General features: G+C 64.3%; 11 protein-coding genes. 1 reads left to right on the top strand and 10 read right to left on the bottom strand.

Annotation, left to right across the window (positions count from 1 at the left end):
* Positions 1 to 9: 9 nt before the first annotated feature.
* A complete protein-coding gene (locus C0606_00055) occupies positions 10 to 471 on the top strand; it encodes a hypothetical protein (protein ID PLX38981.1) in 462 nt (153 codons plus the stop codon).
* A 25-nt stretch (positions 472 to 496) separates the two neighbouring features.
* Here C0606_00055 and C0606_00050 read toward each other — a convergent pair whose 3' ends face one another.
* From C0606_00050 to C0606_00005, 10 genes are all read right to left on the bottom strand, one after another.
* A complete protein-coding gene (locus C0606_00050) occupies positions 497 to 949 on the bottom strand; it encodes a tRNA-specific adenosine deaminase (protein ID PLX39619.1) in 453 nt (150 codons plus the stop codon).
* A gap of 67 nt (positions 950 to 1,016) precedes the next feature.
* Positions 1,017 to 2,021 (bottom strand): xanthine dehydrogenase accessory protein XdhC, encoded by a 1,005-nt coding sequence (xdhC, locus tag C0606_00045; protein PLX38980.1) that lies wholly within the window; start codon positions 2,019 to 2,021, stop codon positions 1,017 to 1,019.
* Complete coding sequence (gene xdhB / locus C0606_00040; protein ID PLX38979.1) at positions 2,021 to 4,366, bottom strand: xanthine dehydrogenase molybdopterin binding subunit; 2,346 nt, start codon at positions 4,364 to 4,366, stop codon at positions 2,021 to 2,023. Before xdhB ends, xdhC begins: the two co-directional genes overlap by 1 nt.
* Complete coding sequence (gene xdhA / locus C0606_00035) at positions 4,359 to 5,849, bottom strand: xanthine dehydrogenase small subunit (protein ID PLX38978.1); 1,491 nt, start codon at positions 5,847 to 5,849, stop codon at positions 4,359 to 4,361. The genes xdhB and xdhA overlap by 8 nt, the downstream gene beginning before the upstream one ends.
* Positions 5,850 to 6,011: 162 nt before the next feature.
* Positions 6,012 to 7,148 (bottom strand): mannose-1-phosphate guanyltransferase, encoded by a 1,137-nt coding sequence (locus C0606_00030; protein PLX38977.1) that lies wholly within the window; start codon positions 7,146 to 7,148, stop codon positions 6,012 to 6,014.
* Entirely contained in the window at positions 7,145 to 8,062 is a 918-nt protein-coding gene (locus tag C0606_00025) for a multidrug ABC transporter ATP-binding protein (GenBank protein PLX38976.1), read from the bottom strand. Before C0606_00025 ends, C0606_00030 begins: the two co-directional genes overlap by 4 nt.
* On the bottom strand, positions 8,059 to 9,012 hold the full coding sequence (locus tag C0606_00020; GenBank protein ID PLX38975.1) for an HlyD family secretion protein: 954 nt from the start codon (positions 9,010 to 9,012) through the stop codon (positions 8,059 to 8,061). Before C0606_00020 ends, C0606_00025 begins: the two co-directional genes overlap by 4 nt.
* Positions 9,005 to 9,730, bottom strand: coding sequence for a DUF1956 domain-containing protein (locus C0606_00015; GenBank protein PLX38974.1), 726 nt, complete (start codon positions 9,728 to 9,730; stop codon positions 9,005 to 9,007). The genes C0606_00020 and C0606_00015 overlap by 8 nt, the downstream gene beginning before the upstream one ends.
* A 181-nt stretch (positions 9,731 to 9,911) precedes the next feature.
* Entirely contained in the window at positions 9,912 to 11,243 is a 1,332-nt protein-coding gene (locus C0606_00010) for a hypothetical protein (GenBank protein ID PLX38973.1), read from the bottom strand.
* Between the two features lie 11 nt (positions 11,244 to 11,254).
* Positions 11,255 to 12,442, bottom strand: coding sequence for a hypothetical protein (locus tag C0606_00005; GenBank protein ID PLX38972.1), 1,188 nt, complete (start codon positions 12,440 to 12,442; stop codon positions 11,255 to 11,257).
* Positions 12,443 to 13,081: the final 639 nt, after the last annotated feature.

The following is a 13,081-nucleotide window of genomic DNA, read 5'->3' as shown; positions in this document are numbered from 1 at the left end:
AGTCCCTCGATGAACCGCATCACACCATTGTGTGACGCACGTCATGGCCCGCTCCGGCGAACCGGATATGATTGCCTCCGTGATACGCAACGCCTTTTCAAGGAGGCGACCATGTCCTGGAAAACGATCATTTCAATTGCCGCGGCAGCCGCTGCCGCCAGCGCTGCCATGCTCACGCCCGCCACCGCCGGCGACTGCGAGGCGCGGGTCGTCGGGGTGCGCTCGCTCGATTTCTACGATCACTATGCGGGAACGGGCTTCCTTGCCGTGCGCAATGGCCCGAGTTCCAAGTATCGTCAGATCGGCGAGCTCTACAACGGCGATCTGGTTTCGGTCTTCGACCGGCGCGGCAACTGGTACCATGTCACCTGCATGAGCGGCGTCTGCCAGGATCCCTATTGGGGGCAGCCCTCACCGCAAGGCTGGGTGTCCGGGCGCTATCTCGGCCGTTTCGGCGGCGTCTGCCCGTAATCCGGTCGACCTACCGACTGACTGATCAGTACGGCGTCTTGTCGTCTTTCTCGGCCCACGCCTGGAAGGCCTCTTTGGCTTCCGGCAGGTCGAGATTGACCATCGGAATTTCTCGGCGGTCGAGTTCCTTGGCGATCTCGCTGTAGATGTGCGCGTCGTCGAAGCCGATGGCCGCCGCCTCGTGGCGGTTGTTGGCGAAATAGACCGCGTCGAGCCGCGCCCAGTAAATCGCCGACAGGCACATCGGACAGGGTTCGCAGCTCGTATAGATTTCCGCGCCCTCAAGACTGAAAGAGCTCTCGTGCCGGCAGGCTTCTCGGATGGCGACGACTTCGGCATGCGCGGTCGGATCGTTGGTCGAGGTGACCTGATTCGAACCGCGGCCGATGATCTTGCCGTCCTTGACGATGATGGCGCCAAAGGGACCACCCTTGCCGTCTTCCATCATCTCCTGCGACAGGCGCACGGCTTCCTGCATGAAACGATTCTTGTCTTGGTCGCTCGTCATGTCCGTTCCGTCCTTTTCCGATCCAGGGGTGCGGGCTTCAACCGTCAGGCCGCAAGATCCTCAATACTTCCGACAGCGCGCCGAGCGCGATGATACCCGGCTCCTTGCCGGGCGGGCCCTCCGCGCCGATCGGCGAAACGAAGCGCCCTCGCGCCCGTTCGCCGAGACCGGCGGCATCCAGTTGCTTCAACGCCCGCGCCGCCTTCGAGGCCGACCCTATCATGCCGACATAGCGGGTATCGGCACGGGCGATCAGCGCGCGCACCAGCGCGAAATCGAGGTCGTGGCTGTAGCTCATGACGAATGCCGCATCGACCGTGGCGAGCCCGGCGACATAGGCAGCAGGGTCGTCTGCCAGAACGGGGGTCAAATTGGCACTGGGCTCGATCAGCGCCAGCGCCTCGGGCCGGTCATCAACGACGTGGGTTCTGAGCGGCAACGAGGTCGCGAAGGCTGCGAGTGTACGTCCGACATGGCCGGCACCGCAGATCACCAGATGCGGGCGCGGATCGTGCAGCGCGAGCGTGATCTCGTCCGGCGTCTGGCCCTTCTTGATGCGGGTTTGGGCTGGAGCCGCCGTATCCAGAATTGTCGGCGGAACGCCCGCGTCCGAGAGAGCGAAGCGGATCGCTGCGTCGCCGGCGTCGGCCATGCTGTGCATCAACGGATCGAGCCACGTCATTGACGTGGAATCGATCGGCTCGGCGAGATAGACGACCGCACCGCCGCAGCACTGGCCAAGATCGGGACCGAGCGCACGGCGGGACAGGCCGCGTGTCCATGGACGCTCACCAGCGATCATGGCGCGGGCCTCGAGCGTCGCGATGCGCTCCAGTTCGCCACCGCCGAGCGTGCCGTAAGTGGTATCGGCGTCAACCAGCAGCCATGTCCCCTCGCCGCGCGGGGCGGACCCCGCCGCATCGACGATCAGCGCCAGCACCGCGCGCCGGCCGTTGGCGGCAGCATCACGCGCAAGCCCGATCCAGTCGACCGGACCGAGCCCGGCCGAGCCGGTTGCAGCATTGGCGGCCGACGGGGCCATCAGCCCGCGTTCGCCTTCAGTTTTTCAGCCATCATCAGGATGCGTTCGGGCGTCGCCGGTGCATCGAGCGCGGGTAACTCGCCGTCCGGCGCGAGGCTCGCCAGCGCATCGGTGATCGCCGCATGCACCGAGATCGCCAGCATCAGCGGCGGTTCGCCGACGGCTTTCGAACGGTAGATGGTCGGCTCGACATTGCGCCCCTTCTCCCACAGGCGCACGGAGAGATGCTCCGGCCGGTCGCCGCAGGTCGGCACCTTGTAGGTCGACGGCGCGTGGGTGCGCAGCCGGCCCTTGTCGTCCCACCACAGTTCTTCCGCCGTCAGCCAGCCCATGCCCTGGATGAAACCGCCCTCAATCTGACCGATATCGAGCGCCGGATTGAGCGAGGCGCCGACGTCGTGAAGGATGTCGACGGCGAGTACCCGGCTTTCGCCGGTCAGCGTGTCGATGGCGACCTCGGACAGCGCCGCGCCATAGGCGAAATAGTAGAAGGGATGGCCCTTGCCGCTGGCGCGGTCGAAGCCGATCTTCGGCGTGCGATAATAGCCGGCCGACGACAGGTGGATGCGGCCGAGATAGGCCTCGTTGACGGCTTCGGCGAAGGTCTTCACCGTATTGCCGACGCGGACGTGGTTCGGAAGGGACTCGATGTCGTCGGCGCCGACCTTGTATGTCTCGGCGAGGAAGGCGACGAGGCGTTCCCTGATCGCGGTCGCCGCATTGAACGCCGCCATGCCGTTTAGGTCGGAGCCCGACGAGGCCGCGGTCGCCGAGGTGTTCGGCACCTTGGCGGTCGAGGTGGCGGTGATCTTGACCGTACCCACGTCGACCTGGAACACGTTGGCGACCACCTGGGCGACCTTCATGAACAGGCCCTGCCCCATCTCGGTGCCGCCGTGGTTCAGCATGATGCTGCCATCGCGATAGACGTGCACCAGCGCGCCGGCCTGATTGAGGAAGCTCGTGGTGAAGGAAATGCCGAACTTGATCGGGGTCAGCGCGATGCCGCGCTTGAGCACCGGGCTCGACGCGTTGAAGCGCTCGATTTCGGCGCGGCGCTCGCGGTATCTGGCGCTTTCGGCCAGTTCGGTGACAAGCTGGTCGGCGACGAAATCCTCGACCTTCTGGCCGTAAGGCGTTTCCGCGCCGGTCCCGGCGCCGTAGAAATTCTTCTGCCGCACGTCAAGCGGATCGAGGCCGCAGGCGCGTGCCACCGCCTCGACGATGCGCTCGCCGACCAGCATGCCCTGCGGACCGCCAAATCCGCGAAACGCCGTCGCCGACACCGTGTTGGTGCGCAGCCGTTCGGTGCGGATGCGCGACGCCGGCAGGTGATAGGTGTTGTCGATGTGGAACATCGCGCGGTCGACGATGGCGTCCGACAGGTCCTTCGACACGCCGCAGCGGGCGGCGAGCATCGCGTCGAGCGCAAGGATGCGGCCGCTGTCGTCGAAGCCGACCTCCCAGTCGGCAACGAAGTCGTGCCGCTTGCCTGTCAATCGCATGTCGTCATCGCGGTCGAGGCGGCATTTCACCGGCTTTCCGGTGCGGATCGCGGCGATCGCGGCAAGCGCGGCCCATTGCGTCGCCTGGCTTTCCTTGCCGCCGAAGCCGCCACCCATGCGGCGCACCTCGACCGTGACGGCGCTCGCCGGGCGGCCGAGCACGTTGGCGACATTGTGCTGAACCTCGGACGGGTGCTGGGTCGAGCAATGGACCACGACGTCGCCATCCTCCATCGGCACGACGAGCGAGATGTGGCCTTCGAGATAGAAATGCTCCTGCCCGCCGATTTCCATCGAGCCGGACAGGCGGCGCGGCGCGGCAGCGAGCGCGGCATCGACATCGCCTGTGCCGAAAGCATAGTCCGGGCTGACCTTCTCGCCGGCCTTGCGAGCATCGGCGATGGTGATCACCGGCGACTCTTCCTCAACCGTGATCCGGGCGAGCTTCGTCGCGGCACGAGCCGCCGCTTCGCTGGTCGCGGCAACGGCGAACAACGGCTGGCCGTGAAAGGTGATCTCCCCTTCCGACAGGACCGGATCGTCGTCGGAATGGGTCGGGCTGACATCGTTGTGGCCGGGGATATCGGCCGCCGTCAGGACAAGAACAACGCCAGGGGCGGCGCGTACCGCATCGAGGTCCATCGAGACGACGCGCCCGCGGGCGATCTCCGCCTCGCCGGTGACCAGATGCAGGCTGCCGGCCGGAACCGGGATATCGTCGATATAGATCGCCTGGCCGGTGACGTGCTTGACGGCGCTGTCGTGCAGCATCGCCTCGGCGACGCCGCCAACGATCTTTTCGGGCACGCTCGGCGCCTTGGTAATGCCGGTCTCAGACATGGGCCACCTCCCCATCCATGCGCTCTGAAAGGTCGGCGACCGGCCCCTCCCCGCTGATATCGAGATAGTAGCGTTTCAACAGATTGCGGGCGACGGCCATGCGGTAAGCGGCGCTCGCGCGCATGTCGGTCATCGGCGTGAAATCCTCGGCCAGAGCCGCCATCGTGGCCTCGATGCTCGCCGCAGACCACGGCGCGCCGGTTAGCACGTCCTCTGCGTGCGTCGTGCGCATCGGCGTTCCGGCCATGCCGCCGAAGGCGATGCGGGCGCTCTTGACCGTGCCGCCCACGATTTCGACGGCGAAGGCGCCGAGCACGGCACTGATATCCTGATCGAAGCGCTTGGAGATCTTGTAGCAGCGGAAGCTTTCCGGGATCGGCTTCGGGATCCGCACCGACGCGACGAACTCGCCCGGCTGGCGGTCCTGTCGGCCATATTCGATGAAGAAGGATTGCAGCGGGATTTCGCGGGTGCCGGCAGCGCTTTGCAGCACCAGCGTCGCGCCGAGCGCGATCAGCGCGGGCGGCGTGTCGCCGATCGGCGAGCCGTTGGCAATATTGCCGCCGATGGTGCCGGAGTTGCGCACCTGGGTCGAGCCGATGCGGCGCAGTACGCCGGCGAGCCCGGGGATCGCTTCGACGAGAACGGCTTCGGCTTCCGCATATGTCGCGGCAGCGCCGATTTCGAGCTGGTCGGCGGTATCGGTGATGGCGTGGAGCTCGGTGACCGATCCGACATGGATCTGCTTGTTGAGTTTGCGCCCCTGCTTGGTCACCCACAGGCCGGCATCGGTCGCGCCGGCGATCAGCGTCGCGTCGGGGTGCTCGGCCATCAAGGCGGCGAGATCAGCACGGCTGCGCGGGGCAGCGAAGAAACCGCTGGCGCTCTCGCAAATCAGCGCGCTGTCATCGGCGGCCCAGGCCTTCAACTGCGCCTCGGCGGCCAGGAGCGCCTTTTCCCAGGCCGCGCCGGCCGGTTCGCCGGCCATGCGGCGGGCGGCGGCGACAATCGGACCGTAGCCGGTGCAACGACAGAGATTGCCGGCGAGCGCATCGTCGATGGCGCGCCGCTCGGTGCCGGTTTCGTTCAAGTGCATACCGACAAGCGACATCACAAAACCGGGCGTGCAGAACCCGCATTGCGAGCCACCCTCGGCGACCATCGCGGCCTGTGCCGGGTGCAGCCCGTCAAGCGCGACGTGTTCCACCGTCAGCACCTGGCAGCCATCGAGCGTTCCGGGAAAGACAATGCAGGCGTTGACGGCGCGATAACGGACCGTGTCGCCGTCGAGCCGGCCAACGAGGACGGTGCAGGCGCCGCAGTCGCCCTCGGCACAGCCTTCCTTGGTGCCGGCAAGGCCGAAATCCTCGCGCAGGAGCTGAAGCAGCGTACGGTTCGGGTCACCGAGCGGAAACTCCCGCGGCTCCCAGCCAATCATGATCCGCACCCTGTCGCGCGTGCGCGCGTGCCCGGCCTGTTCCATCAAGCACCCTCGTTCTGTTTCTTGGCGTCGGACGGTCAGGCCACGATCGGCGCATTCGGCAGCGCACCACGTCAGGCCCAGTGCCGTCCGACATGGGAGATTCGTACTCTCACACGACGGCCGCGACCGTGGCAATGCCCTCTATTTTGGCATGCTGAGGATTTAGTCGAGCGTGCGGCGGAAGCGGACGAGCGCGAGGCCGGCGTAGATCAAGACGAACAGGAACAAGGCCGAGGTTTCAGCCGCCACGGCGGGCCATTCCGCCCCTTTCAGCATCACCGCGCGAATAACGCGCAGGAAGTGGGTAAGCGGAAAGATCTCGCCGAGGATCTGCGCCCAGTCCGGCATGCCGCGGAACGGGAACATGAAGCCGGAAAGCATCAGCGACGGCAGGAAGAAGAAGAAGGTGAGCTGCATCGCCTGCATCTGTGTGCGGGCAAAGGTCGAGATCGTGTAGCCGAGCAGAACCAGCGACAGCACGAAGACAAGAATGGCGAACAGGAGCAGCGACATCGAGCCAACGAAAGGCACCGAAAACAGGAGCTTTGCCGCCAACAGAACGACCGCAACCTGCACCGCGCCGACCGCAAGATAGGGCACGATCTTGCCGACCATGATCTCGAACGGCGTCGCCGGCATGGCGAGAAGGTTCTCCATGGTGCCGCGCTCGGTTTCGCGGGTCAGCGCCATCGACGTCATCATCACCATGGTCATCTGCAGGATGACGCCGAGCAGGCCGGGCACGATGTTGTATTGCGAGATGCCCTCGGGATTGTAACGACGCTGGACGATGATGTTGAGTTCGCCGGCTTTTTCGAGCTTGGCAGCCTCGGTCAGGCCGCGCTCGCGCAAGAGTGCTTCGGCGGCCACGGTGCCGAGCGTCGATATCGCTCCGCTTGCCGCCGCCGGGTCGGTGGCGTCGGCCTCGACGAGAATGGTCGGATTGTCCTTGCGGTCGACACGGGTTCCGAAATCGGAGGGGATCGTTACGACGAAGGCAACCTTGCCACCGGCCAGCAGTTCCTCGGCTTCCGCCGCGCTCTCGGTGACGTGTTTGAAGCGATAGTAGCCAGTCAGTTCGAGCGCGGAGACGATGGCGCGGCTGTAGTGATCGGAACTGGTCACCACGAGCGCCGATGGCAGGCCCTTGGGATCATTGTTGATGGCGAAGCCGAACAGCAGGAGCTGGATCAGCGGCACGCCGAGCATCATCGCGAAGGTGATGCGGTCACGCCGCATCTGGATGAACTCCTTTTGCAGCAGGGCAATCAGGCGCGTGATGGAAAAGAACCGGCTCATGACATGTTATCCTTGGCGTCGCCCATGAACTGGATGAACACGTCCTCCAGTGTGGTCTCGCCTTGCTCGATCTCGATCTCCGGCGTATCGCGCAGCGGTGCCAATGCGCGCTCGAGCGCATCGCGCTCGGTACCGACGACGTGCAGTTCGGCGCCGAAGGGGGCGACCTGATCAACGCCCGGCTCGGCGCGGAGCCGTTTCGCCACGTCGGCAATATCGGAACCGCTGACAACGTAGGTGATGAGCCCCGATTGCTTGACGACATCGGCAACCGTGCCTGACGCGATCAGCTTGCCGTAGGAGATGTAGTTGACCCGGTGACAGCGTTCGGCCTCATCCATGTAGTGGGTCGAGACGAGCACCGTCATGCCGCCTGCGGCCAGCACATGGATTTCGTCCCAGAAATCGCGTCGTGCCTTAGGGTCGACGCCGGCGGTCGGTTCGTCGAGCAGCAGGAGGTCGGGTTTGTGCATGATGCAGGCGGCCAGCGCCAGACGCTGTTTCCAGCCGCCCGACAGGGTGCCCGCGAGCTGATTGCGGCGCGATGTGAGACCGAGCGTCTCCAGCGTTTCGTCGACATGCCGGCCGGGCTTTTTCAGGCGATACAGGCGAGCGACGAAAGTTAGGTTCTCGGCAATCGTCAGGTCCTCGTAGAACGAGAACCGCTGCGTCATGTAGCCGACCTTGTTCTTGATCTTCAGGCTTTCGCGATTGAGGTCGAGACCGAGCACCGTACCGCTGCCGGCATCGGGCGTCAGCAGGCCGCAGATCATACGGATCGTCGTCGTCTTGCCGGAGCCGTTGGGACCGAGGAAGCCGACGATGCTGCCGCGTTCGACCGTCATCGTCACATTGTCGACAACGGTGCGGTCGCCATAGCGCTTGGTCAGGCCTTCGACGGCAATCGCTGTCATTGGTCCATGCCATCCAGTTCAACATCGACGATCTGGCCGGGCTTCAGCGCGGTCGCTCCGTCGAGCGGGCGGGCCTCGACCAGATAGACGAGCTTCTGCCGGTTCTGCAGCGAGTAGATCACCGGCGGGGTGAATTCCGGCGAGCGGGCGACATAGCTTACGCGCGCCTTCAGCCCGGCGTCGCAGCCGTCGCACCGCACGCTCAGCACGCTGTCGACCGTGACGCTGGAGAGCGCTGTCTGCGGAATGTAGACCTTCAGCTTGACCGCCCCGTCCGGCAGGAATGACAGCACCGGCGCCGACGGGCCGGCGACCTCGCCGACACGTCGGATGACATCGCTGATCTCGCCCTTGGCGGGCGCCTTCAGCACGCGCTTCTGCAACAGCCACTCAGCCCGCTCCAGGGCGGCGGCAGCCTGCTCGACCTGCTTTTCGGATGCGACAATCTCATTCTCACGGGCGGGCAGACGGGCGACGGTGAGATTGGCCTTCAACTCATCGACCTTGGCGCGGGCGATATCGAGGGCGGTCTTGGCCTCGTCAAAGCTGGCTGTCGACACGATGCCGCGCTTCAGGAGGTCATTCTGGCGCTTGAAAACCCGTTCGGCCTCCTGCGATTGCGCCTCGGCCGAGTGCAGCGTCGCCTCGAGCACGCGGATTTCCTCGGGCCGCTTGCCTTCTTTCAGGTTAGCGAGATTGGCTTTCGCCTGGCGCAGGGCAGCTGCGGCATTGTCGACGGCGATACGGGCATCGTCGTCCTCGACGTTGACCAACGGCACGCCTTCCTCGACGCGATCGCCACGGCGCACCAGGACCTGCCGCACCTCGGCGACTTCGAGCGGCGCCAACAGGACGTATTCGCCCTCGACATAACCGACACTCAGCGGGGCAGGCGTACATTCCGACAAAAGACCTGCAACCAAAGGCACGGCACAAAGAAATTCAAGCATCACGGGCTCCCGTGTGGCTGTCGAGCATGGTGTTCAGATTATCGAGGAGGACCTTCGTGGAGAGCGCGACCTCGCGGGTGCCGATCGTCTCCCACGCCATCCGCCTCATGATCACTTCACGGGCGATACGGAAATAGACCGCCTGTCCGATGAGCGAGAAAACAAGCAGGCGGGTTTCTTCCGACTCCGCGTCCATTCCGGTCGCCGCGGCCCACAACGCGCAGACCCTCGTGTGCGCCGGCCCCAGAAAGCGGGCGTAGATTGTGTCGAGCGCGGCGGACGGCGCCATGATCTCACGCGACATGAAGCGGACGATGAGACCCGCCTTGGGATTGTCGAGGAGAAAGACGGCGAAGCGTTCGGCGGTGGCGATCAGGCGCTCGCGAGCCTCGTCAGCACCGAGGCGGGCAAATCCCTCAACGTTTTCGGTGGCGAGCGCCATGCCCGATGCCTGCATCATCGTGGTCATGATGAACTCGACGCAGGCCTGGCGAAGGCCTTCCTTGCCGCCGAAATGGTAGGCAATCGAGGCGATGTTCGCGCCGGCCGCAGCGGCGATCTCGCGCGTCGTGGTGGCGTCGTACCCTTTGCTGCCGAACAGCGTCAGCGCGGCTTCGAGCAATGCCAGACGGGTCGCGGCAGCGGCACCGGCCTTTTCGCCCCGGCGAAGGCTCCGCGGCTCAACGTCTTTACTGTTCGGCTTGGTGTCTTCGTTCATCGCGCGTCGCGCCCCAGACTGATGCCATGGCCGGCGAGCCGTTCACGGCACAGATCGGAACAATACGCCGAATTACGATATAATCAATCGATTGATTGAATTTTTCAGGGGAATTTCTGGCGCTGCTGTTGCGGACTTGATTGCGGAGTTTCTGAGGTGGCGCCGCAGGGCGTTCCGCCGCCTATTGAGGCTGTGCGGCCGGCTCCGGTTTCGTCTGCCGAGCCGCGCTGGTTTCATCCGACTTACTGGCTGCATCGGACTTGGCAGAGTCATCGGGAGTGCCTGCCTCGTCGGACGTGGGAGCGGGCGTGTCAACCGCATCGTCTGCCGGTTCGGCTACGCCCTCTGCTTCCGGCTCAGGCTTTGCCGCGTCGGCTTCGGCAGGTGCCGTTGGGGCTGCGGCTTTTTCGGCGGCCTCGGGTGTGGCCTTGTCGTCTCCTGTCCCCTCGCCTTCCGCAACTTCGGCGGCGTCGGCGCCCTCATCGGGCTGTTCGACATAAAAGCAGCGGTAGTAGAACTCGCCCTGCATCTCTTCGCTGCGGGCGCAGTCGTCGAAGACCAGCAGATCGGCCTCTTCCTTGTAATAGAGGTAGGGGCCGATCATGAAGCGGGCATCGTTGCTCCAGAATCCGAACCGATCGATCTCGCCCTTCATGGTCGGATCCATGTCGATCAGCGCGTCGCGCAGAGCCTCGCCCTGGACGTAGTTGTCGGGGAGCTGATCGAACGGGCCGTCGAGATAGCTGTTGGTGTTGGAATTTTCCTCGAACACGCCGATCAGGATGCGGCGGTCGACATTCTTGTCCTCGTAGAAGGCAAAACCCGTGCGCCGGCCGATCAGGATATCGTCGGTGTACTCGGACCTGTAGAGCTCGTCGGCAACGGGATCGGTCTCGTCGAGGATGTAATGGAACAGCTTGGCCGGACGGTCATAGACGAGGAAGAAGCGGATACCGGATTCGTCGAAAATCGGCCCGATATAGCTTTCCTCCGCCCCCAGCAGTCCTTCCGGCATTTCCCGCGCGAGCTTGTCGTTGAGATGGAAGGTCCGCTCGATGTCCCGAAAGGTGACCGAGTAGACAAAATCGCCCTTCTTGACGATCTTGACCCCGTCATCGGGGCCGTAGCGCTTGTAGCGATAGTCGAGATCGCGGCGCCAGCGCGTGAAGGTCTTGTAGAAATTGAAGTGGACGAAACCCTCGTCGCGGTCGACAACCGACAGGCGGACGTTGCCGGTATAGTCCGTGCCGTCATGCACGAAACTGAAATAGTGATAATTCTCAGTCGGATAGACGAAGACCTCAGGCGCGAGGTTGGTGAGAACGTAGGCGAACATGGCATCGATATCGTCGACGGCAAGCTCGGTGTCGCGGGTGACTTCCTCGACATAGGCCTGGTTGGTCACGAACGACGGATCGGACCCGGCCGATGCCGGAACCGACCCGAAACCGGCTATCGCGGCAACAAGCGCGAGCACGCGCACGGAACGCTTCGGCCAGCCGACCGCCGTCATTGCCCGCCGACTCACTGCGTGCCTCCGGCCGGCGCTTTCGCGTCGGATTGCTCTTCGCCGGCGTCGTCTGCCGGAACGCCCTCCATGGCGCTGTCGTCCGAATAGCCCTCGTCCGCGTTGTCCATGCCGAAGATGAAACAGTTGTAGTAGTCCGACGCCGGCACTTGCGGATCGGAAGTACAATGCGGCACGGCCAGGAGGTCGTCCTGGTAGGTGAAGGACATATAGGGAGCGATGAGGAAGCGTTCCTCGCCCCCCGGCAGAACGCCGAACCGATCGATCTGGCCGGCGTAGCTCGGATCCGCCTCGAGAATGGCTTCCTTCAACTCATCACCGACGATGAAATTGTCCGGCAGCTGGTCGAACGGACCATCGAGATAGGTGTTCGTCTCAACGTTGTGAGAGTGAACGCCGACGAGGATCTTCCGCTCGCGCTTGTCGTCCTTGTAGAAGGCGAAGCCAGTCCGCCGGCCGACCAGCGTACGGTCCGATCCCTCAAGGGCGTAGAGCTCATCGGGAATGGGCTGCTGCTCGTTCAGCACGTAGAGGAAGTTTTTGATACCCGCATTGTAGACCAGATAGAACTGCACGCCGGATTCATCGAACACCGGACCGAGATAGCGCTCGTCATCGTTCAGCACACCCTCGGGTGGCTTGACGTTCGTGAGGTCGTTCAGCTCGAAGCGGACGGTCTTGCCTTTCGAGGTGACGGAATAGACCAGCGGCGCCAGCTTCTCGACCTTGACGCCGTCGGCGTCGGAAAAACCCTTGAACTGGTCGATCTCGTCGCGGCGCCAGTCCGTGAAGGTCTCGAAATAGGCAAAATAGACCCGATCGACCTTCGGCACTGTCGTATCGAAGCGGAAATTGCCCGAGAAGATCACGCCGTTATGGGCGAAGCGGAAATAGTAATAGTTTTCCGTCGGATAGACTTTCACCACATCGGGCAACTGGGCAAACGCGTAGTCGAAAACCGCATCGGTGTTGGTGATGTCCAGCTCGGAGCGCGCGGTGACCTCTTCCACATAGGCCTGGTTGGTATGCAGTGCCGGCGCGGCTGAGCCGGTGTCGGACGCAACGGCCGGCATCGACCAGACTGTCGCCAGCGCCAGGCCAGTTATCACCGCCTGTACTGCGACAGCGCCCCGGCCGTTGGCTGCAAAACCCGAATTCCTCTTGCTCATGTTCTTTGCGCGCATGATAGCCACTTGCAGTTCGCTGCCCCGAACCGAGAGGTTCGCGAGGCAGACTCGTCCGGCATCGAGCCGGTTCCGTGGGAGGGATGTCACTGAAAAGGAACCGGGCCGGGGAAACCCCCGGCCCGGCGTTGTTAGCTCGCCGCCGGATCAGCTATTCGAACCACGGCGGCGATGACTGGCACGCTACCGGTGCGTGTTCGGCCGGTGGATCTGCTGGTTGCTGGAACCAGATCCGGTCCGGTTGTGGCTCGCACGCGGGCGGTGCCGGTTGGCCGAGCCGGTACGACGGTGGCTCGCGCGTGAGCTGTGCCGATTGGCCGAGCCGGTACGGCGATGGCTCGCACGCGAGCTGTGCCGATTGGCCGAGCCGGTACGGCGGTGGCTCGCACGTGAGCTGTGCCGATTGGCCGAGCCAGCACGACGGTGGCTGGCACGCGACGTGTGGTGTCCAGAACCGCTACGCCTGTGGCTTGCACGCGACGTATGGGTCGGCGAACCACGACGACGGTGCGTTGCACGCGACGAGTGGACCGGCGAACCGCGACGACGGTGCGTGGCACGCGACGAATGGACCGGCGAACCGCGACGACGGTGCGTGGCACGCGACGTGTGGACCGGCGAACCGCGACGACGGTGCGT

This window comes from Hyphomicrobiales bacterium (assembly GCA_002869065.1).
GTDB lineage: Bacteria > Pseudomonadota > Alphaproteobacteria > Rhizobiales > Rhodobiaceae > Rhodobium.
Note: the sequence above shows the minus strand (reverse complement) of the source record. Positions and strands in the feature narration are given on the sequence as shown.